The sequence below is a fragment of the Leptospira terpstrae serovar Hualin str. LT 11-33 = ATCC 700639 genome, from assembly GCF_000332495.1.
Taxonomy (GTDB): domain Bacteria; phylum Spirochaetota; class Leptospiria; order Leptospirales; family Leptospiraceae; genus Leptospira_A; species Leptospira_A terpstrae.
Genome location: NZ_AOGW02000006.1, coordinates 139634 through 161610 on the forward strand (window position 1 = coordinate 139634; position 21977 = coordinate 161610).

Here is a 21977-nt window from a genome sequence, read left to right on the forward strand (position 1 = left end):
TGACAAAACCCGATTTTTATCGGGAAATCATCCGAGTTTATGCGGACACTACTAACAGTCATTTTGTCGGGACTTGCTTTGTCTTGTTCCCGATTGGAAATTCAAAAATCCATTTCTGACGACAGTTTTGTTCCGCAAAAAATCGATTATGCGATCGCCTTAGGCGAAGATGTCAATTTTCAAAAACTTCGATGGACTCCTATATTCAAAAATAACTTAAGTTTGGGTTTTCAATCTGATCATGTTTACCTTCGTATCAAAGCCAACAATCCAACCGCTGTTAACAGACTGATTCTTGATTTAGGAAACCCTCACTTAGACATGGTACGAGTCTATGAAGAAGGAAATCCAGAACCGATCAAAGAAGGTGGAGATTTTATTGCTCATTCGCATTGGGACGCATTTTCCAAATCCATTGCATTCGAATTAGATTGGAATCAAAATGAAACCAAAACAATCATTTTAGAAACCAAATCATCATCAAATATCAGTTACTTGATTCGTTTCTACTCAAAAGAAACATTTTACTTAAAAGAAAATTTAGAAAATACAATCTTAGGTTTTTTTTATGGAACCATATTCATAATGGTAATCTATAATTTATTCATTTATTTTATCTTAAAAGAAAAAGCATACATTTCCTATTCGATCTCTATATTTTTTAATCTTATGTTACAGATGTATCTAAATGGTATCTTGAACCAAATAATCACATTAGATCATCCAGAGATTCATAATCGAATTGGAAGTGTCATTGTTACTTGTTCAGCATTATCTGGTTGGACTTTTGCTCAACAAACATTAAATCTTCGAGAACTGAACCCTTGGCCAAACAGATTGATTCAATCTCTCAAGGTCCTTGTTTTATTTTACATATTAATTCCTTATGCCTATCTACCAATTAATATCGCAGTTCGTCTGGGGAATTTTATTGCTCAGTTATTTGTTGTTTCCATTCTTTTTGTAGCGGTTGTAAACTACAGCACAGGAAACAAACAAGCTAGGTTATTCTTAATTGGTTGGAGTACATTATTATTTGGAATTCTGATGTATACTTTGATGCAAAATGGAATTTTACCAGTAAATGTATTTACTATATATGGAAACCAAATTGGGTCCACTTTAGAGGCTGCAATTTTATCTTTAGCCCTTGCAAATAAAATCAATGAATTAAAAGAAGAAAAGGCCAAAACACAAGCCGAAGCTCTTATCACTCTCGAAGAAAAAGTAAGGGAACGTACAAAAACATTAGATGAATCGTTGAATCTAATTAAAAAAGATTTAAACGTTGCCAAAAAAATCCAAAAAACTTTGTTTTCGGATATTAAAACTAGTGATCCACGAATTCATTTTCATTCCTACTACCAATCAATGTCAGAAGTAGGTGGAGATTTTTATGACCTAACACAAGTAAAACCAGATTACTATAGAATTTTTGTAGCAGATGCCACAGGACACGGTATCCAAGCAGCTCTTATTACAATGGCCATCAAAGCTGAATACGAATCATTAAAAATGATTTACGACCATCCTGATGATTTGGTTTTCCACATGAACCAAATCTTTATAAATAAATACAGCAATATCCAAACCATTTTTACTTGTTCGGTCTGCGATATTGATTTAAAAAACAAATTACTCTTTTATGCATCGGCAGGTCATCCTGACCAAATCCATCAGAGAATTTATGACATAAAACTACTTCCAAGAACTGGTAAAATCATTGGACTTATGGATCATACCCAATACCGAATCATTGAACACCAAATTGAAGAGGGAGATCGTATCTTTTTGTTTACTGATGGAATTTTTGAACAATTCAATGAAGAAAAAGAACTATTTGGTGAGGATCGGTTGTATGAAATTTTAAAAGAGAACTTAAAGATGAGTTTGGATCATACAATGGCAAAAGTACTCAGTGAACTTGCATCGTTTACAGAAGGTGATGTAAAACAAGACGACATTACATTTATCGGTTGCGAAATTCAAAGTCTAAGTTGATTTTGCTATCCATGTCCTATTCTGAAATTCCTGTTTTTACAAAACCATTCATCCACCCTTTCGCTACTGCCTTTGGTATGATAGAGTATGGAACTTCTGTTTCACTTTGGCCAGGAGCCGTGGTTCGAGCAGATATGAACTCAATCAAATTGGGAAGTTATGTGAATATCCAAGACAATTCCACTCTTCATACAGATAGCACAAGTCCCATCTCAATCGGAGAATGGACGTTAGTTGGTCACAATGTAATGATCCATGGATGTAGAATTGGCAGAGGGGTTCTCATTGGTATTGGTTCTATTATTCTCGATAACGCGGAAATTGGAGATGGTTCTCAAATTGCTGCTGGTTGTATGATTCGTGGTGGTAAAAAAATTCCACCGAGATCTCTTGTAGTACCCGATGGTTCTGATATCAAAATTTTTCCTGGAAAAGCAAAACCAGAACTAACAGTTGCGGGATGTATAGAATACGCTCATCTATCTGTTCGTTTTGAAAAAAATATTTTTGTTCCCTTCCAAAAAGAGGAAGAAGTTCATTTTGTAACCCAGGCAAAAGAAATCATCACAAAGTTAAGTATCTAAAATGCCTAAAACCATTTTTATAAAGTCTAAGTAACACATTTCCTATGAAAAAAATTATAGATAAAATCCAAATTCTGGGAATTTTTTCCATTACCCAAACTGTATTTCAAATTGGATCAGTGATGATCATGGCTGTATCTGCACTTGCAGGCCAGAGTATCGCACCTTCTCCCGAATCCGCTTCTTTACCAATTTCTTTTGTGATACTCGGAACTCTACTTGGTTTAGTTCCCGCATCTCGGATTATGAAATGGAAAGGAAGCAAGTTTGGATTACTTTCAGGAACAGTAGTTGGGATTTTGGGTGCGGCACTTGCTTCCTATGCAATGTATGAGAGAAATTTTATAGTATTCTCCGTAGCACATTTGTTATATGGATTTCATCAATCCTTTATCCAATACTTACGATTTGTTGCGATGGAATCAGTTCCCACTCACGACAGAGCAAGTGCCTTGTCTTGGATATTGATTGCCGGAATTCCTGCAGCTTTCTTAGGGCCACTGGCAGGTCTCCATGGCATCCAACTCATTCCCGATTCAATGTATTTGGGATGTTATATCATCCTTATCTTTAGTTTATCTTTGCAGTTTGTCTTTATCAGTTTTCTCCCAACACAATCCAAACCGACAAACGATGGCAAAACGACAGATTTACTATCTTCACCAAGAGAAGCCTTACGTCCGCTTTCCTATCATGTTAAAAACTTTGGACTTTGGGTTTCTGTTTTGGCAACTGCTTTCAGTTTCGGGCTAATGGCAATGCTAATGTCGGCTGTACCCGTGGCGATGAAAACTCATGGGCACGCAATGCATGCGTCCACTACTGTTTTGCAATGGCATGTCCTCGGAATGTACATCCCTTCCTTTTTCTCTGGACAATTGGTACGAAAAATGACTGCCCCTTATCTTATTCTACTTGGAATTTTTGTGATGGGACTTGAAAGTTTTGCTGCACTCCAAGGAACTGAATTTTTACCATTTGCGGTGGCATTAATTCTCCTAGGCATTGGTTGGAATTTTATGTATGTGGGTGGTACCAATTTACTCGTGGAACAATACCATCCTTCAGAAAAAAATACAATTCAAGCCATTAACGACACCATCGTTTATTCAATGGCCATCTTATCCACATATAGCGCAGGTTATTTGGAAAATAAAATTGGCTGGCTTCGTTTGAATTTGGTAAGTATACCGTTTTTAGTTTTGATTACAATTTTCATTCTTGTTTATATCGAACTCAACCGAAGGAAATTAAAGATACATGGATAAACAATTACATTGGGAAACCATCTATCACGAAAAACAACCAAACGAAGTAAGTTGGACACAATCAAATCCATCCTTATCCTTGAAACTAATTCAAAACACACAAAAACCAAAGTCAGCCAAAATCATTGATGTGGGTGGCGGAGAATCTTTGTTAGTTGATTATCTATTAGATTTCGGTTTCGAGAACATTACGATTTTAGACATCAGTAAAAATGCTCTAGACCGGTGCAAAAATCGAATCAGAAACAAAGGCAAAAATTTAAAGTGGGTTGTATCTGATATTACAGAATTCCATTCAGAAACCTCTTTTGAAATTTGGCATGACCGTGCCGTTTTTCATTTTCTAACTGATCCAACTTCAATAGCAAAATACAAATCTATTCTATTAAAATCATTAAATCCCGATGGAGAATTCATTATCGGGACATTTAGTACAGATGGGCCTAAAAAATGTAGCGGATTAGAAATTAAACAATATACGGAAAAATCATTAATAGAAAGTTTTTCACCCGAATTGGAACCTGTTGAGTTCCACAGGGAAGACCACATAACTCCATTTAATACAATTCAAAACTTTGTATTTGGTAGATTTAAAATGAAGAAAATTGTTTGTTAAATGATCTTTCTACCGGCTTTGATTTTGGCAGAAAATTCTTTTGCCATTTCAATCCGGAGTTTGCCTTCAGCAAACCTACGTTTTTCCAAATCTGTTTCCAATCGTAAGGGAGGAACGGGACAAGGTTTTTTATTTTCATCCAATGCAACAAACGACAGATAGGCTGTAGTAGCTCGAACCATCTCACCTGTATAAGGATTCTCACGATTGACTTGCACCCCGACTTCCATCGAAGTGGTTCCCACAAAGTTTACCATAGCTTTTAAGTTAACATGGTCTCCAATTTGAATTGGCGTTATAAAATTAATTCGATCAATACTAACTGTAACCGCTTCGTGACCGGAATGTCTTTGGGCAGACATGGCGGCGATTAAATCGATCCAGCTCATAATGGCCCCACCGAATGCTGTTCCGTAATGGTTTGCATCATTGGGAAGAACAATATGCCTTGTTTCTACAGCAGATTCTTGAGGTGATTTAGCAGGTAAATCATTAGGATTCGTCACAATGGGATATCTTCCCCTGAACCAATCGCTAAGGAAAGGATTTTTTACAGTTTCTTAGAATCAGTTCCCATCGTCCAATTAGAGACAATGTTGGCAGATAAACATAAATATGTCTACTGGACAAAATTCCGAAAAGACACAAGCCCCTTACTACGCAGGTTTCTTTTAGCCGCATCAGGTTTGTTTGTTGTTGCAGCAGGTCTACATATAGTTCCCATTTTTACCCATCAAGGTGAAGTTGATTATCTTTTTTTTGCAGTAGACTTTAGTTTTGCGGTGATTTTATTTTTAGAATATCTTTTAAAAAACAAAGTCCCATTAATCATTCGTGTTTTTAGTTTAATTTGTACGACTGTATTTATCTCTGTATTATCCTATTTGCGAAGTGGCCTTTTGGGTAGCGCCGAAATTTCATTAGCATTTATGATAGTTTCTTTTTTTGTTTTTCTTCCTCCTATCTTAAGTTTAATTTCTGCTATTCTTGTTTCTTTACTTCCTGCTTTGTTTGGTGGACTTGTTTATATATCTTGGATTCGATTTCCAGATTCATTAGGGATTAGAAATAATAATCCTAGAGAATGGGTTTTTAATTCTGTTAGTTTAATTCTATTTTCTGTATTAACTGGATTTTTAATCCAAAGGCTTCGGTCTAAATTAATAAAAAATATAGTATATCTCAAAGAATCCAGATGCAAAATTTTAAATTCTCAAAAACAGATCGATAAACTTGCATTTTATGATTCCTTAACACAACTACCAAACCGATACCTTTTTGAAAAATTAATCCAAAACAGAATCAACTCTGGTTTAAATGAATCATTTCTTCTATTGATCAATTTAAAAGGACTCAAAGTAATTAATGCACTACATGGAATTGGATTTGGAGATCAAATTCTAACATTAACAGGATGCGTATTAAAATTATATACAGATGAAAAGCCAGGTGTCCTAGTTGCTAGTTTAGGTGGCGATGAATTTATTCTTTGGATTGAAAACTCTAGCAAAACCAAAATCGAAGAAGCCATCGTAAAATTCGATCTAAACAATAATGAATTATTAACTCCTGAGCGACTAGGACATAGACTGCAATACAGAGTTTCCGGAATTCAATTTCCAGAAGATGCAATTCAACTCGATGAAATGATTCGGAAACTTTCCATAGCAATGAATGTTGCAAGAAATGGACTATTAACAAAAATAGTTTGGTTCCAAACTGGGATGGAGTCAAAAATTGAAAGAGAACAGAAATTAAAAAATTATTTAGAGAAAGCTATCAATGCGGGAAATTTCAAAATTGCTTATCAAGAAAAAGTCGACATTACTTCTAAACAAACTGTAGGCCTTGAGGCACTCGCTCGGTGGAGTTTGCCTGAATTTGGAGATGTAGCTCCTGATGAATTTATTCCCATCATCACAAAATCAGAGTTAATTGTTCCTTTTGGAAAATGTATCTTCGAAAAAGTAATTTCCCATATCCCTCGATTATTAGAAACCTATGGAAAGGAAATACAAGTTTCGATCAATATTTCACCCATTTTCTTTTTATATCCTAACTTTAACGAATACATCATTCGTTATTTATTCGATCACAATATTGATCCAAAACATATTATCTTCGAAATCACAGAAGATGTTTTTTTAGATGAAATAGAAACCATCCAACAAATTGTATCTGAATTAAGATCAAAAGGAATATCAGTTTCATTAGATGATTTCGGTAAAGGTTATTCATCACTTCATTATATGCAAAAAATACAATTTGATGAATTAAAAATTGATAAATCGTTTTTAGATGATATTGCCTCATCTGACCGGAACTTTCTCCTTTTGGAATCCATTTGTCATTTAGCTGATTCTTTAGGGCTCAAAACCATTGCAGAAGGGATTGAAAACGAAGAACAACTTCTCCGACTCAAACAAACCTCATGTCACGTTGTCCAAGGATACCTGTACTCAAGACCACAGATTCTTTTTGATTGAATGGAATCTGCAAATTCATTTTAATTTCTATTCTTTCTTTAGTTGCAGAGAAAAAACTAATCTGAAACTATATCCTCTATGGGACAAGGTCATAATCATTCCAATCACGACCATCACTCGCACGATCATCACCACCACCATACCACTTCCTCTTCCAAAAATTTAGCCTGGGCATTTGCACTTAACTTAAGTTTTTCTCTCTTAGAGTTGGCCGGTGGAATCTTTTCCAATAGTATTGCTATAATCTCCGACGCCTTTCACGACTTTGGTGATGCCTTGTCTCTTGCCCTTGTTTGGTATCTTCAAAAAGTTTCAACAAAACCAAAAGATCACTATTTTGATTATGGATACAAACGATTCTCTATATTAGGTGCACTTATCATTTCTGTGATTCTATCCGTTGGATCAATTTTTATGATCATTGAATCAATCAAGAGATTCATTTCTCCGGAAGATACCAAAGCTGATGTTATGTTTGTTTTGGCTATCATTGGCGTTGTCGTCAATGGAGCCGCCATGATTCGATTGAACCACGGAAAATCTTTAACAGAGAGAGCTGTTTTTTTGCATTTTTTAGAAGATATTCTCGGTTGGATCGCCGTCTTAGTCGGTAGCATTGTAATGATGTATTTTGCATTTCCTTGGTTTGATCCATTACTTTCGCTTGTGATTGCCTTATGGATTTTATGGAATGCTTATGGAAACATCAAACAAGTAATGGTTGTCATGTTACAGGCAGTTCCTGAATCAATTGATCGAAAAGATTTAATCGTTAGATGGGAAAAAATCAAAGGAATTCATTCAGTACATGATATTAAAATATGGAGTTTAGATGGTAATCATCATGTGGCTTCTTTACATGTATTGATAGATAAAACTGTAAAACTAAATGAGTTCCAAAAAGTGAAAGAGAAAATTCGAAAGGTTGCCTTAGAATTTGAAATCATCCATACAACCATCGAACTAGAAACAGATGCCGAACAATGCAAATTACATTCAGACTGAATGCATTGGCTTAAATCTTTCCAAAGATTGAATTCGTCTGATCCAATCTTGAATTTTTGGATACATTGATAAATCAAATCCACCCTCATGAGCCACATGTGTATAAGCAAATAAAGAGATGTCGGCGGTAGTCAGCGAATTCCCAACGAGGAAAGGTGCCTTCTCTAACTCAGTTTCTAACACTTTTAAGGCTTTATGACCTCCTTCCTGTTTTGATTCGTATTCGGTACGTCTCTCTTCAGGAATTCCCAAATAATGTTTGATATACCTTGCAACTGCGATATAAGGCTCATGGCTGTATTGTTCAAAAAATTGCCATTGAAGAACCCGAGCCCTTTCAAATGCATCTTTTGGAATCAGATCACTTCCTTCTGCTAAAAAATTTAAGATTGCATTGGACTCTGACAATACTCTTCCATCGTTCCAAATTAAAATCGGAATTTTTCCATTGGGATTCAATTGTAAAAATGAATCCGTTCTGGTTTCTCCCTTTTTAGTGTCAATGTCCTGCCATTCATAATGAATTTGTAAGAAGGAAGTCACAAGAATGAGTTTGTAACTATTGCCTGATTGTTTATCACCGTATATTTTCATTTTCCTTCCGATAGAGATTAGGTAAAAAACGTTCGAACTGTCCCACCTCTTCAATGTTATGTTTGATCCAAGCAAATCCATGTTTTTTGTCAAAGAACAAAAATTCAAAGATTGGTTGAAATATTCTAAAACTAATGCCCTTCCATCCCACAATCAAACAATTCTCATAACGAGTTCCAAATTCTGTTTCTTTAAAACTGTATTCCATTCGGGCCAAAGGCAAAATTCCATACAACCAAGGATTATGAATGAAACCATCTTCGTCTAATTTTTCAATTGGACTTACAACATTGACTAAATAACTTTTTTGCCTTCCTAAGTATTCTACGATTCTAAGTGCAGCACCAGGACCAACACTTCCGTCGGCTTTTCGTTTTTGGTAACTGACATGAACATGGTCTTCAGGATGCCAAACAAGATACCTGTTGTATACATGCCCTTCATATTCCATATCTCCTTCCAAATGTTGAAACCACCAAGTCAACATTTTCGGAGAAACACCTTTTAATTCTTCATGCCGAATCCAATATTTGATACGCCCATCTGACAAAACTTCCCTGCCTGATTCTGCAGAACCCACAGACTTTCGATTCCATTCAATTGGTAATTTGGGTAATAATCCTAGTTTGACCTTTTTCATTCCTTTTCCCTTGGTATAGTAAACACTATACTTTGATATTTTCTATGTAAAGTAATTACTATACAAAAAATCAATCGAAAAATTTGACAGGAGGTAAAAAATGATTCCAAACGAATCAGAAGAAACTATGAAACTGACCCTAAAATTACTACAAAATGAATTTACAGCTTACCAAAATCCTCAATCTGACAAAGAACAGGATATAGTTCAGGCAGCAGAAGATGTTTTTGCCGAAGTTGGATTTACTGGTGCCACAACCTCAGAATTAGCGAAAAGGGCTGGGGTTACAGAACGTACACTTTTTAAATACTTTCCTTCCAAGTTTGATTTATACAAAAGAATACTCTCTGGTTTACTTTTATCAACCATTGTCCCTGGACATATGTCAGACCTAAAAGAAAGATTAGTATCGTTGAAACCAAACTTCAAGGATTGGTATATTTCCATTCTTAAGGCAAGATATACTGCGGTATCAAAAGAACCCAAAAAATTAAAACTACTGCTCGGTGCCCTTCTTTTCTCTAAAGAATTTTCTGAAATATTCGGTAATCTTTGGAAAACAAATTTATATGATACCTCAATCGAAGCCATACATTACTTCCAAGAAATTGGCCAAATCAGAAAGGATATTAATGCCAATCAAATCGTAAGAGCCTCTTTTAGTTTAGGAGCAAGTTTTTTAATCACTAAATTTGTATTGGCTCCCAAGTTGCCTATGGATCCAAACGAGGAAATAGAAACTATTTTTGAAATTTTTTATCACGGAATTACAAGGGAACAATGATCATCGAAACGATGCTAGTTCACCTTTTGTTGATTCCTACGAGTTTCTTTTTTAGGAAGTAACAATGTCACTTTTCCTTTTGTTAACAAATTGTTAGCAAATTCCTCAATACCTACGCCACTTCCTAAAAAATAATCCAATCTTCCATCTCCCGTAATGGCATTTCCCCGATCATGAACAAACACCAAATGATTGTTTACTGAATCAAAATCGGTTTGAAAAGATAGAAGGATAGGAAATCCTAAAGGAATTTTTTTGTCCATGGCAACAGAGCGAAAGGGAACCAAACGAATTCCGGCGCTTCCCAGTGGCCCAGTTACATCAACTGAAATATTAGATTTTGATAATGTTTCTTTTTCAAAGAATATATATCTTGGATTTTTTAATATCGCTTCAGTAACTTCATTCGGTTTCGATTGAATACAAATAGACAAATGGTATGGTTTTAAACTCGGACAAATTCCCTTAAGATAAACTGAAGGACTTATATAATTTTGAGCATTGTCGGCTGCATAATTAATCCGAAAGGATTCATTTGTTTCTGTTTGCACAAGTGCAGATCCTTCCAATTGTGCTAAATGTAAATCGGTCAAACGTAAGTATACGATGGGTTTGGAATATTTTTCCCATAAAGACTTTTCATTCCATCTTTCCCTCGGGAAGTGAATTGGATTCTCTTCTCCATTTTTATCTGGTTTCAATATGGGAGGAGATAATGCAGGGTATTTGTATTCTCTTTCAGGTTTGTTTTTTCCATGAATTCGAACTTCATAATATCCTGTTATAGTTGGTGGTTCATTTGGGGGACTCAAATCAATTAATTGAAAACGTTTTTTGATTTCCGTTTGCATTTGATAATCCGAAGAGTTACTGACTATCATTTGTAAATCAGCTAAAGACTTGAGTATCTCTTTGTTTGTATATTCCTCATCTAAAATACGAATTTTTGTATCTTCTGGCATTCGTTTGAAATACAAGATCGACTCATTTAATGCAGAATCCAGATTTGCAGTTTGAGAAATCAAGGGAATGTTTTGATTTTGGTTCTGCGCCGTTTGGGGAAATATAGAAAGTAAGGCAAAAAAGCCGATCGCAAAAAATAGTGTGTTTCGTTGGATCCTCAGGCGAAAAGGTAAGCGACTTTCTTTTTTACAACTATGGACCATTGGCTTTTTTTCCTTATGTCTCATTAGAAAGTCACTGTCCAATCATTTTTACCAATTCCCCTTGACTTCCATGAGGGTACCAAAAACCTTTCAAAAGACCTCATATTTTTGCGATCATATATAGATAAATTAGGTGTTTCATGAAACGTACGTACCAGCCGAGTAAAATTAAACGCGTGAGAACTCACGGATTCCGAGCCAGAATGGCTACCCCAGGTGGAAGAAATGTAATCGCCTCCAGAAGAAGAAAAGGACGCGCTAAATTGACTGTTTCCGACGAAAAAATCGGGAGAAAGTTCTAGTTTAGGAGCTTCCTTCGGAGACCCTTCGCGACCCAACCAGGATCCAGGAACTTTTTCGTCAGAATCGTAAAATGGGCAGGCCACCGATGCGATGGCTTGTTCGAAAAAACGGCCTTCCGTTTGCCAGTTTTTTATTTTGCCCCGATAAAACTCACAAAACAGCCGTTGCACGTAACCTTTCGAAACGAATCCTGAGAGAATTGGTTCGGAAACATCATTCTTTACTGCCAGTGGGTTATGATTATGCCCTCCTAGTTCAGAAAGAATTTGCGAAGTTATCTAAGGAAGACCGAGAGGCTTTTTTCCTTTCGGTTCTAAAACAATTCCCATGAATCGGCTGTTTTTGGTTCTTATTTTCCTCTACAAAAAACTGCTGTCCCCCCTATTGCCTCCGGCTTGCCGGTTTACCCCAAGTTGTTCCGAATACGCCAAACAAGCGTTTGAAACCTACCCATGGTACAAAGCGTTTGTGCTTAGTGTAGTTCGAATTTCTAAATGCCACCCTTTTCACGAAGGTGGTCATGATCCTTTACCGAAATCCTTTAACAAGAGTTAACTTATGCAAAATGATTCCACTAACAGACAAAGTCGCTTATTCCTCGCGCTATTCCTCAGTTTAGCAGTATGGATGGGAATTAACTATTTTTTCTTTCCTCCACAAACACCAAAACCAAAAACTGCTGATGAAGTTTCGAAAGAAAACTCTGAGAAAGAGAAAACTACAGGAACTACGGCGGATCCAAAAGCAGAACTTAAGAAACCTTCTGCAGAAACTACTAAGTTAATTCCTGTAAAACCGGAAGATGAAAAAAAGTTTTCTCTCAAAACAGATTCCTTCTTAGTTCATTTTTCTAGTTTAGGTGGACGAATTACTGAATACTATATCAAAGACCACAAAGAACCAGATGGTTCAGAATTTGCGATAGCAAAAGATCCTAAGTTCGAAATCGAATTTGATGGAAAAAAAGAAAAGGCTGTGGAACTCAGTAGAGGCCAAGGTTTTGACTTCAACATCATTGAAGACAAAGATACCATTCCTTTTTCCGCATATAACTTAGTAAACTTTAGTTCTAGTTACAATGCAGAAACAAAAACTGTAATCTTTGAAGCACCTTCATTAGATGGAAAATTCACAATCCAAAAGAAGTTCCAATTTTTCCCTTCTGAAAATTATTTTAAATTTCATTTAACTTTAAAAAACAGAACCAACGAAACCATTAATATCTCTCCTTCCAAATCGGATGTGTATTTTAGATCGTTTAGTTCTCTTGGGCCAGTTCTTAAGAAAAAAGAAGACTTTAACGACCGGGACAATGCACATTACTTTCGTTACTACTATTTAGATGGAAGTTTTAAAGACCACGTAGACGGAACAAGCACCCAAGGATTTTTTGATAATCTATTTGGTTCCAATGAAGGAAAAGATACTCGTTATGAAATCAAAAAAGGTTCTACTGATAAAGTGGACTTTGTGGGAACAGGTAGTCGTTACTTTATTGGTGTAATTGATCCATTAAACGATTACCCTGCGGGAGTACTTCTCGATAATCGCAAAGGAAATGAAACCGGAGTTCTTCTTGTTTATGACAATTGGAAACTTGGTCCTGGCGAAGAAGTAAACTTAAATTATGCGGCTTATGTTGGTGTTCGTGAACTTGACGGAACCGCTTTCCGAGACAGCAAACTCGATCCAAAAATCAACAAAGACTCTGCATTTGCTGGTCTTAGTGATTCACTAGACAAATCATTCAACCAAGGAATCACAACTCCTCTAAGAAACGGAATTGTTTGGATCTTAAAAAAGATTTATTTGGTCATTCCAAACTACGGTTGGGCCATTGTTATTTTTGCCATCCTCTTCAAATTAGCATTTTATCCGCTGAACAAAAAACAGGCGGAATCTATGAAGAAGATGCAAGAGTTATCTCCACAAATTAAACTCATCAATGAAAAGTATGCGGATGATCCGAAACTCAAACAAGAAAAAACGGTAGAGTTATACAAAAAGAACGGAACCAATCCTATGGCGGGTTGTCTTCCGATGCTCATCCAAATACCAATCTTTATCGCACTCTATACAGCGTTTTCTGATACTGTTGACCTTTGGAATTCTCCATTTTTATGGATCAAAGATTTAAGTGAACCTGATACAGTTTACACAACTCCCAAGTTAGCTTTTATTGGTGCCCTTGCCATCAACATCTTACCACTCATCATGGTAGCAACCCAAGTGGTTCAGTCTCGAATGACAACAGTCTCTACAGACCCGAACCAAAAAATGATGATGTATATGATGCCAGTCATCATGTTATACTTCTTCTGGTCAATGCCTGCCGGTGTAACTATGTATTGGACTATGCAAAATATCTTATCTATTGCCCAACAAGTTTACACAAACAAGTTTGGAAAATCGGAAGACAAAAAACCGAAAAATAATGGCCCAGAGCCAGCTAACAACGCATCAGCAGTAGCTCGTCCTGGTTTTAGAAACCAGAACAAAAAGAAAAAATGAAATCATTGTTTAACAAGGAAGATCACAGATGAATAATTACATTTTCGAAGCCGAAGGAAAAACTAAAAGTGAGGCGGAAGAATATTCTTTAGAAACCCTTCGCCTCCAACCAGGCGATTTACGATTCGAAGTAGTTGATTCCGGAAAATCCGGATTTTTGGGAATCACACAAAAAAAACCTGCCGTTGTACGCGCGTTTGTTGCTAACAACGACATCCCATCCGAAAAAATCATCCATGGAGTTATCATTACCATTTTGAAAAAAATGGGAATTCCTGCGGAAGTGGTCGGAATGGGTGACGTAGATGGAAAAATCTATGTCGAACTTACAAGTAAAGAATCTGGACTCATCATTGGAAAAAGAGGGGGCACTTTAGATTCACTACAATTCCTTCTCAATTTGATGGTAGACCCAAGAATTCGCCACAATCGAAAAATTGTATTAGATATTGAATCTTACCGCGACAAACGCGAGTTATCTCTCATTCGATTGGCAAAGTCGGTTGCTGCATCGGTCATCAAATCAGGAAGATCAAAACTTTTAGATCCAATGAATCCGTTTGAACGAAGAATTGTTCACATGGCAATCCAAGAAGACGAAAGAGTATTCACTCGATCGGAAGGAAACGGAACTTTTAAAAGAGTTCGTGTCATCTCTGCAAAAGAAAAACATAAATACAAAGATTTGGAAGATCCTTCAAAAAAAGGCCTTCCTGTAGAAGACTTTGCAGATGGAGTAGACCAAGAAGATCTTGATTGATACGATAGCGGCATTGTCCACCGCCTCAGGTCCCGGAGCGATTGGCATCCTTCGGGTATCGGGCTCTGCCGTTTTGCCCATTGCACTTTCTGTTCTCCAAAAGAACGGATCACCACTCACCGAAGAATTTTTAAAAAATCAAAAACGATCTGCTATTTTCTGCGATTTTGTCGATGCAGAGAAACCACTCGACCAAATCGTATTTTTCTATTTTCCATCACCTAACTCCTATACGGGTGAAGATTTAGCGGAGTTTCATTTACATGGAAACCCCATCCTACTCAAACGTGGATTACAAATCCTATTTCAAAAGGGTGCCAGGCCTGCACAAAAAGGTGAGTTTACCAAAAGAGCCTATCTGAATGGAAAAATCAATCTATCGGGTGCAGAGGCGATTAGTCGACTCATTGAAGCAAGGTCTAGATATGAATTGGAATTAGCACAAAAAAATGTTTTTGGAGAAATCACAAAGTTAAGTTCCAAAATAAGAAGTGATTTGATTTCTCTTAAAGCAGAATGCGAAGCAGAAATTGATTTTTCTACAGAAGATTTAACCTTTGAAAGTTTAGAAGAAAGAAAAAATCGAATGGTGGCCCTTCGTAACCTCTGTACTAAACTGATTCAAGATTCCGAACGTGCTGAAAACTTGATTTTACAATCTACAGTCGTTTTATTCGGAGAACCTAATACGGGAAAGTCGAGCCTTATGAATTTACTTATTGGAAAGGATCGGTCCATTATTTCCGATATCCCAGGGACAACAAGAGATTATATTGCGGAAGAATTGAGTTTAGATGGAATACCGATTCGACTTGTCGATACAGCAGGTATCCGAGAAACCTCAGATAACATAGAACAGATGGGAATAGAACGAAGCAAACGAGAGGCAGATAGTGCCAATGTAAAACTTCTTCTCATTGACACTTCTCTACCATTCGACAAAAGTTCGTTTTTATCAAAACACAAAGAAAGACTCCGTGGTTCTATCCTTGTTGCCAACAAAATTGATGAAAAACACAAAGATTGGAACACAATCGATTTAGAAAGTTTACAAAAAGAATTTGAGTTAGAAATAGCGGAAATCTCTTGCAAAACAAAAGTGGGAATTTCTCATCTATTAGAACTTTTAAAATCAAAACTTACCTCTAAGGATAGTGCGGAAGATGTCGTATTATTAGAAGATCGACAAAGATATCACATTCAAAAAATCGAATCTAGTTTATCAGAGGCTATTTTACTGATGGAAGATGGTGCCCCTGCTGAAATTTATATTCAAGAAATCAATACTTCACTCAAAGAAATTGGTGAAGTCAACGGGCATGTAGATAACGAAGAAATCCTAGGCAGAATATTTAGTAAATTTTGTGTAGGTAAATAATTCATAAAAATCTCAAAATTAACGATTGTCTAATCGTCCAAATAGTATCTAATTGGTGCACATTCGATACGAGGTAAAAAATGAAAAAAATTCTTGTGATTCTCACTCTATTCTCTTTCAGCACTTTTGGTCTGTTTGCTCAAACAGAAGCAGACGAAGAACCTACAATGCAAGCTGATGAAGCTTCTGAAACCGTTAAACCTAAAAAAGAAAAAATGAACAATAAAGACGGTGAGAAGAAAGAGAAAAAAAATAACAAAGATGGCGAGAAAAAGGCTAAAAAAGCTAAGAAAGCCAAAAAAGAGAAAAAAGCAAAAAAAGACGCAGAGTAATCTTACCGTCTCATCTCAAACCAAAACCCCTGGAAACAGGGGTTTTTTTTATTCCTAAATACCCAAATGACACCAACCTTTAAAATAACCACTTATCTTTCGTTAGCTTTCTTTATTCTTACTTCAATTTCCTGTTCTAGTTCGAAAGAGAACGCGCTTATAACTTCCCCTCCCAAGTCCATCCCCTTTCAATTAAAACTCAAATCCATTCCCAAGGAATTGAAAGGAGAAACGATCTCCGTCTCTCTAAAGTTTTATTTTTGCTCTGTCCCCACTGACAAAGAATGTTATTCCCCGGTCTTACAACAATCACATAGATTCAATCATCCGATTCATTCTTCCACAGACCAAATCACTTTCGCAGAAGAGTTTCCAAAACAGTGGACTCATCTATCAATTCAAATTGAGGGAATTGAAAAGGTATATGGAAAGTATTCCCCTGGACACAATCCTTTTTGGATTCAAAATACAGAATCGTTTACCAAAAATCCAAACATAAAACAAGAGTTTACTTTTGTTAGCCAAGAGAACTTAATTCCGAATCGAAAACAAGAAGAACTGGCAAATCAGTTTTCACCGATTCTTGTCTTTCATAAAGATAAAAAATACCTGCCTACTAATATCGAAAAGTATGCAAACTTCTTTCAGTCAAAAGAATACACTCTTCCAGGTAAAGACATTCGTCGCAAAACAAAAGGCCAAACCACAGGGAACTATGTGGAATTTCCTGATCTAAGGGAAACAGAAAAACAAACTCATTTGTACTATCATGTTCGTTATGCGAAATCTACTGTGTCGGGAACTCAGAAGGAAGCACTTCCTGGATTTAGAGACAACGGTAACTATTGGTATGAAATAGGGAATGGTGACATGGTCATTTCCTATTGGATTTGGTATGATTGGAATGAAGGACCAACCAAGTTTGGTAACATCCACCAAGGAGATTTAGAATCCTATGCACTTCTTATTTCTAAGGATGGCAAACCAAAACGAATTCTACTTACAGGACATGATCATATCCTACTCGATACAGATTTTAGAAATATCAATTCTCTAAAAAACCATCCCATTCTTTATGTGGCAAAAGGGAATATGGGTTCAGACGGTGGAAACCCAACATCAGCTTATGGTGGTTATACTGTTAAATTACATGCAGGGAATGCACTATTTAATTATATTTCTGATCCTTGGGATGTATTTCCTAGTTTCCATCCAGAAACATCGATTCTCATTTTACCAAAAAACCTGTCTGAAAAGGATCTAACGAGTGTTAAGATTGGTTCAGGGATTAGAAAAAGTCCACTGGTTCCCAATTTAGATTCCTCGCAAAATGGAAGTGAAGAGGAAACTCGTTTTGTAGATGCTCGCTCTATGGTCAAAGGGCGCATCGAAAGGCTTGTGGCTTGGGAAGAGCCAGGTTGGGTGGGCCAATCCGCTGACAAAGACCCTGACGGCCACCACAAGGTGGATCCTAAGTTATCTTCCTTCTTTCGGTTCCAAGGAAGACTTGGCAAACACCCTCGTTCAGATTTAAGAATTGGGGAACTGCACCAGTATGGTGAATCTCCAGAGAATGCACCTTTCAAAACGAATATTGAACAACATTATACTTTCGAAAGTCCAAAGACAGACCGCTCTCACGCGGACAGAGAAGGTAATTATGGACCAAAATTTTTAGGGGATGATTCCACTCCGCAGAAGTAACTAAACTAATTCAAATTAGATCGACTAACTTAGCTTTGGTTAACTCTTCTGGTTTGAATGGTTTTTCTTTTTTGATGTAATCAATCATTTCTTCTCGGTAGGTATAACCTGCACCGAGAATTGCTTTTTTGATCACAAAGTCTTTCCAGGTTTTCAAACTGTGCCCAAACTTTTCGCGATCCAAAAGTCTTGTAATGGATTCATTCCCCTCGCCCCAAACAAAGGGATGGGCACCGGCATCCAAAAGATCTTTCAAACATTCAACTGCATCAGCAGAGGCTGATAAAAATAAAGCTGTGTTTCCCAAATTGTCTTTTGTTTCTAAAGAAAAGTTTCCCTCTTCCAAAAAATAAGAACAAAGATCATGTAAATTTCTTTCCGCGACTAAATGAAGTGCAGTTTTTCCTTCACTGTCTTTGTGTTCGATGGTTTGTGGAAATTTACGAAATAGATTGGTTACAATATCCATTCTATCTTCTGTAATTGCTTCTAAAAATACCGATCGACCTTCTTCATTTCTTAAAGAAAGGATCTCTAGAGTTAAGGAGTCGACGATCACTTCCCAAAGTGGTTCTGCAGACTCGAGAACGGAGAGATGAAAGATGGTGTTTCCATTTTTGTCTCGCACAAGAAGGTGAGGTGAGGTTTTCCAAACAGAGAATGTATCGACAAGGATTTCTAAGAATGATGTTTTGTTTTGGACTAAGACATCAAAGATGACATTGCCTGGTGTTCTATAAGGTGAGGAAGGGTCAGCACCTTGTAAAATCGCATGCCGAAACAAATCCTCATTCCCCATCTTTAACATCCAAGAAAGAGAATTGGTTCCATAGGAATCTAATTCATTGGGATCAGCCCCGTCTTGTATTTCCTTGTTCCATTCTTCGATACTTCCCGATTTGGCAATGTTTATCAAACTCATTTAGGTTATGATACACGTTTCCTCACGGGAGTCGATTTTTTAACGGAAGTTTTTTTGGTGATAGAACCAAGAATTTTATCAAAACCTTTTTTGGTTTCAAAAGATAAAAACTGAATCGGGGCTTTGTCTTTTGTCGGCACCAAACTCATCGCTCGTTCGGAAAGGGCAGTTATCGTCAAACTGGGATTCACTCCCAAGTTGACTGTAAGCATGGATGCATCACAAACACGAAGGTTCTTATAACCAAACACTTTGTTTTCCATATCGATCACTCCTCGTTCTGGAGAATCTGCCACAATACATCCTCCCATAATATGACCCGTAACTGGCGCATTGAGAAGTGTATCATTAAAAGAACTTCTTGGTATCCCACCCACAATCTCCGCTAACTTTCTAGCAAAAGCATTGGCAATAGGAATGTAAGTTGGGGTTGGATCCCCAGTGGAAAGAGCAGAAGTAATTGATTTTTGGAAAGGCCAAATGAATCGTCTCTTTCGTACCAGTCGTACGCTATTATCAACCGTCTGCATCACAAGTAAGATGATGGAATTTTTTGCAAATCCTACGGGGTTATGTGATTTCAAAAAATAAAGTGGATGGCGAATCATAGTCCAAAAAAATTTAAGTGGTCTTGGAAAAATTCCACCACCATCTGTCATCACACTGGCAAGCACTCCAAAAAAATCAGATCCTTTCGAATACCGCACTGGTTCAATATGTGTATTCTCATCGGGGTGAACGGAAGAAGTAATCGCAATCCCTTTGGAATAATCTACACCCTTACTTGCAGGAACAGTTACTGGCAATACAGTTTCACTATTGGTTCGAACAGTATCGCCTAACTTCTCTGACAAACGAATCATTTTGTTTTCTTGTTGCATCTTAAGGAGAAGACCAACTGTTCCCATCACACCAGCAGACAACACTACTTGTTTGGAGTGAAATTTTCTTTTAGGAGAACCAAACCAACCAGTGGTGCTATTGGTTTCCAATTCATATCCAAATTCGCCACTAGCTTCTGGATCAGGAATGCCTTTTTGATTGATAGGAATGAGTGATGTTACTTTCGTTTCGGGAAGGATGACTGCTCCTAATTTTTCAGCTAAATACAGATAATTCTTATCGAGAGTATTTTTAGCGTTATGGCGACAACCCACCATACAACCACCACAGAAGTTACAAGGATCACGATCAGGACCATCACCACCAAAAAAAGGATCTTTGGGATCTTTTTTATTTCCAAAATAAATTCCCACAGGAGTTCTTCGGAAAGTATCTTCCTTACCAAAGGTTTTTGCTGTTTCTAAAAGAAGACGATCTGGTTCCCAAAGTTGAGGATTTTCAGTCACTCCCAGCATATGTTTTGCAACATCATAATATGGTAATAGAGCTTTTTCCCCACCCATTTTTGCATACAAAGGAGAGTTCAAAACTTTTGCGGAAGGAACATACAAAGTACATGCATACACTAAAGATCCACCACCAACACCAGATCCACTCACAAGTAAAAAGTCATTGAGTAAATTGATTCTTTGGATTCCATAAAAACCAAGTTTTGGCATCCAAAGATACTTCCTCAAACTCCAATTGGTTTTTGGAAAGTCTGTTGCTTTCCAACGTTTTCCCGATTCAATCACCAAAACCTTGTAACCTTTTTGAGACAGCCGATAGGCGGATACAGATCCTCCAAAACCAGACCCGACTATAATAAAGTCATACTCATAATTTAGCTCTTTTGGAATGGATGGACTCATGGTTCGTTTTTCCTTGTTTGTGGTGCGTAAGCGAAACCGAGTCTGCAATGGAATTCAATTTCTGTCAATTCGCTCTTAACGAATCTGATAAAAACTTCTAGCCGAAAGTAATAAATCCTTTTCAATCGGTTCATGCCTGAGATCAAAAAACAAATCCCCCTATTAAAACCTGACGGTACCCTTACGGAAGAAGGTTGGGCACGTTCCCCTCTTTGGACTTATAATCGCGAAAGTAATGCTGCCTCCGCACTCAAAATTAAAGAATGGGATTATTATTCAATTCTCTCTCCTTCTAAAGATTTTGGAATTACGATCACGGCATCTGATCTAGGTTATGCGGGGCTTTTTGCCATTTGTTTTTTGGATTTTAAACGAGGAACATTTAAACAAATTGATACTTTATCTGTTCTTCCTTTAGGAAAAACAGGATTCCCTCGAGTGAATAGTAGTGGAGTGGTCCAGTTTGAAGATAAAAAACTTCGCATCCGATTTGAGGTGATTAAAGGGAAACGGATTTTGGAATTTGAATCCAAATCCTTTGAAGCACCTGATGGTACGAAAGGTATCCAAGGAAAAATCGAACTCAAAGAACCAAAAATGGATTCGATGAATATAGCAACTTCTTGGAAAGAAAATAGAAAAGCATTTTATTATAATACAAAAATCAATTGTATGCCGGCTTCAGGCCAAGTGCAAGTGGGAAACACCAAATACCAATTTGATGCCAAAAAAGATTTTGGAGCTTTGGATTGGGGCAGAGGTGTTTGGACTTATAAAAATAGATGGTATTGGAGTTCTGTATCCGCATGGATTGGAGGAAAACCATTTGGCCTCAATTTAGGTTATGGATTTACAGATAGATCACCAGCTTCTGAAAATATCATCCTTTATGATGGTAAAATTCATAAATTAGATGAAGTTAAATTTATCATTGATTCAAAAAACTATATGGCTCCCTGGAAATTTACATCCAATAACAACCGTTTGGAATTAGATTTTACACCACTAGTAGATAGAAATTCTTATATGAATTTTTTTGTTATCAAAACGATCCAACACCAAGTATTTGGAAAGTTTAATGGAACTGTAGTTTTAGATAATGGGAAAAAACTGAAACTCGAGAACATCCTCGGTTTTGCCGAAGATGTTCTGAATCATTACTAAAGATC

21 protein-coding genes and 1 pseudogene are annotated in these 21977 nt (G+C 36.8%); 16 read left to right on the forward strand and 6 right to left on the reverse strand.

The genetic code is table 11. The annotated features are described in order from the left end of the window. Positions 1-39 precede the first annotated feature (39 nt). The 4 genes from LEP1GSC203_RS02565 to LEP1GSC203_RS02580 are packed head-to-tail and all read left to right on the forward strand — an operon-like array spanning position 40 to position 4469. Positions 40-2001, forward strand: a complete 1962-nt coding sequence (locus LEP1GSC203_RS02565) for a 7TM diverse intracellular signaling domain-containing protein (protein ID WP_002972889.1) — start codon at positions 40-42, stop codon at positions 1999-2001. A 26-nt stretch (positions 2002-2027) separates the two neighbouring features. Further along, positions 2028-2585 (forward strand): gamma carbonic anhydrase family protein, encoded by a 558-nt coding sequence (locus LEP1GSC203_RS02570; RefSeq protein WP_408605594.1) that lies wholly within the window; start codon positions 2028-2030, stop codon positions 2583-2585. Between the two features lie 44 nt (positions 2586-2629). Next, positions 2630-3853: an MFS transporter gene (locus tag LEP1GSC203_RS02575; RefSeq protein WP_002972456.1), complete on the forward strand. Its 1224-nt coding sequence runs from the start codon at positions 2630-2632 to the stop codon at positions 3851-3853. After that, on the forward strand, positions 3846-4469 hold the full coding sequence (locus tag LEP1GSC203_RS02580; protein WP_002972726.1) for a class I SAM-dependent methyltransferase: 624 nt from the start codon (positions 3846-3848) through the stop codon (positions 4467-4469). Before LEP1GSC203_RS02575 ends, LEP1GSC203_RS02580 begins: the two co-directional genes overlap by 8 nt. On the opposite strand, the gene LEP1GSC203_RS02585 is transcribed toward LEP1GSC203_RS02580, so the two are convergent. Then, complete coding sequence (locus tag LEP1GSC203_RS02585; RefSeq protein WP_002972695.1) at positions 4466-4975, reverse strand: acyl-CoA thioesterase; 510 nt, start codon at positions 4973-4975, stop codon at positions 4466-4468. The genes LEP1GSC203_RS02580 and LEP1GSC203_RS02585 overlap by 4 nt on opposite strands. Before the next feature lie 87 nt (positions 4976-5062). Here LEP1GSC203_RS02585 and LEP1GSC203_RS02590 point away from each other — a divergent pair, with 87 nt between their 5' ends. Both LEP1GSC203_RS02590 and LEP1GSC203_RS02595 read left to right on the forward strand, forming a co-directional pair. Beyond that, positions 5063-6955, forward strand: coding sequence for a putative bifunctional diguanylate cyclase/phosphodiesterase (locus LEP1GSC203_RS02590; protein ID WP_002972454.1), 1893 nt, complete (start codon positions 5063-5065; stop codon positions 6953-6955). 78 nt (positions 6956-7033) lie between these two features. Next, a complete protein-coding gene (locus LEP1GSC203_RS02595) occupies positions 7034-7960 on the forward strand; it encodes a cation diffusion facilitator family transporter (RefSeq protein WP_002972749.1) in 927 nt (308 codons plus the stop codon). Here LEP1GSC203_RS02595 and LEP1GSC203_RS02600 read toward each other — a convergent pair. Then, positions 7952-8554 (reverse strand): glutathione S-transferase family protein, encoded by a 603-nt coding sequence (locus tag LEP1GSC203_RS02600; RefSeq protein WP_002972471.1) that lies wholly within the window; start codon positions 8552-8554, stop codon positions 7952-7954. The two genes, LEP1GSC203_RS02595 and LEP1GSC203_RS02600, sit on opposite strands and share 9 nt — an antisense overlap. Then, positions 8538-9194 carry a DAPG hydrolase family protein gene (locus LEP1GSC203_RS02605; RefSeq protein ID WP_002972172.1) on the reverse strand — a complete coding sequence of 219 codons (657 nt, stop codon included), beginning with the start codon at positions 9192-9194 and terminating at the stop codon, positions 8538-8540. Before LEP1GSC203_RS02605 ends, LEP1GSC203_RS02600 begins: the two co-directional genes overlap by 17 nt. Before the next feature lie 127 nt (positions 9195-9321). Between LEP1GSC203_RS02605 and LEP1GSC203_RS02610 the strand changes: the two genes are divergently transcribed. After that, on the forward strand, positions 9322-9978 hold the full coding sequence (locus LEP1GSC203_RS02610; RefSeq protein ID WP_039937207.1) for a TetR/AcrR family transcriptional regulator: 657 nt from the start codon (positions 9322-9324) through the stop codon (positions 9976-9978). 14 nt (positions 9979-9992) lie between these two features. Here LEP1GSC203_RS02610 and LEP1GSC203_RS02615 read toward each other — a convergent pair whose 3' ends face one another. Continuing rightward, complete coding sequence (locus LEP1GSC203_RS02615; RefSeq protein WP_002972760.1) at positions 9993-11144, reverse strand: MltA domain-containing protein; 1152 nt, start codon at positions 11142-11144, stop codon at positions 9993-9995. 140 nt (positions 11145-11284) lie between these two features. Between LEP1GSC203_RS02615 and rpmH the strand changes: the two genes are divergently transcribed. The 8 genes and pseudogenes from rpmH (at position 11285) to LEP1GSC203_RS02650 (ending at position 18132) form a co-directional block, all read left to right on the forward strand. Beyond that, positions 11285-11446, forward strand: coding sequence for a 50S ribosomal protein L34 (gene rpmH / locus LEP1GSC203_RS19520; RefSeq protein WP_002972234.1), 162 nt, complete (start codon positions 11285-11287; stop codon positions 11444-11446). A 26-nt stretch (positions 11447-11472) separates the two neighbouring features. Continuing rightward, positions 11473-11778 (forward strand): annotated as a pseudogene (gene rnpA, locus LEP1GSC203_RS02625) (ribonuclease P protein component); the annotation flags it as partial. Continuing rightward, positions 11775-12002: a membrane protein insertion efficiency factor YidD gene (gene yidD / locus LEP1GSC203_RS19525; RefSeq protein ID WP_084764894.1), complete on the forward strand. Its 228-nt coding sequence runs from the start codon at positions 11775-11777 to the stop codon at positions 12000-12002. The pseudogene rnpA and the gene yidD, both read left to right, overlap by 4 nt. A 3-nt stretch (positions 12003-12005) precedes the next feature. Continuing rightward, positions 12006-13958 carry a membrane protein insertase YidC gene (yidC, locus tag LEP1GSC203_RS02630; protein WP_039937004.1) on the forward strand — a complete coding sequence of 651 codons (1953 nt, stop codon included), beginning with the start codon at positions 12006-12008 and terminating at the stop codon, positions 13956-13958. A gap of 28 nt (positions 13959-13986) precedes the next feature. After that, positions 13987-14718 (forward strand): RNA-binding cell elongation regulator Jag/EloR, encoded by a 732-nt coding sequence (gene jag, locus LEP1GSC203_RS02635; RefSeq protein WP_002972218.1) that lies wholly within the window; start codon positions 13987-13989, stop codon positions 14716-14718. Continuing rightward, entirely contained in the window at positions 14711-16096 is a 1386-nt protein-coding gene (gene mnmE / locus LEP1GSC203_RS02640; RefSeq protein ID WP_039937006.1) for a tRNA uridine-5-carboxymethylaminomethyl(34) synthesis GTPase MnmE, read from the forward strand. The genes jag and mnmE overlap by 8 nt, the downstream gene beginning before the upstream one ends. An 80-nt stretch (positions 16097-16176) precedes the next feature. Continuing rightward, on the forward strand, positions 16177-16428 hold the full coding sequence (locus tag LEP1GSC203_RS02645; protein WP_002972715.1) for a hypothetical protein: 252 nt from the start codon (positions 16177-16179) through the stop codon (positions 16426-16428). A 66-nt stretch (positions 16429-16494) separates the two neighbouring features. Next, positions 16495-18132 (forward strand): hypothetical protein, encoded by a 1638-nt coding sequence (locus tag LEP1GSC203_RS02650; RefSeq protein WP_002972913.1) that lies wholly within the window; start codon positions 16495-16497, stop codon positions 18130-18132. Between the two features lie 10 nt (positions 18133-18142). On the opposite strand, the gene LEP1GSC203_RS02655 is transcribed toward LEP1GSC203_RS02650, so the two are convergent. Together LEP1GSC203_RS02655 and LEP1GSC203_RS02660 are read right to left on the reverse strand one after the other, a co-directional pair. Then, positions 18143-19054 carry an ankyrin repeat domain-containing protein gene (locus tag LEP1GSC203_RS02655; protein ID WP_002972622.1) on the reverse strand — a complete coding sequence of 304 codons (912 nt, stop codon included), beginning with the start codon at positions 19052-19054 and terminating at the stop codon, positions 18143-18145. 5 nt (positions 19055-19059) lie between these two features. Beyond that, the gene (locus tag LEP1GSC203_RS02660; RefSeq protein WP_002972560.1) at positions 19060-20808 is read right to left on the reverse strand and encodes a GMC oxidoreductase; all 1749 of its coding nucleotides are present in this window, start codon (positions 20806-20808) and stop codon (positions 19060-19062) included. Positions 20809-20940: 132 nt separating this feature from the next. Between LEP1GSC203_RS02660 and LEP1GSC203_RS02665 the strand changes: the two genes are divergently transcribed. Then, positions 20941-21972, forward strand: a complete 1032-nt coding sequence (locus LEP1GSC203_RS02665) for a DUF2804 domain-containing protein (protein WP_002972459.1) — start codon at positions 20941-20943, stop codon at positions 21970-21972. Positions 21973-21977: the final 5 nt, after the last annotated feature.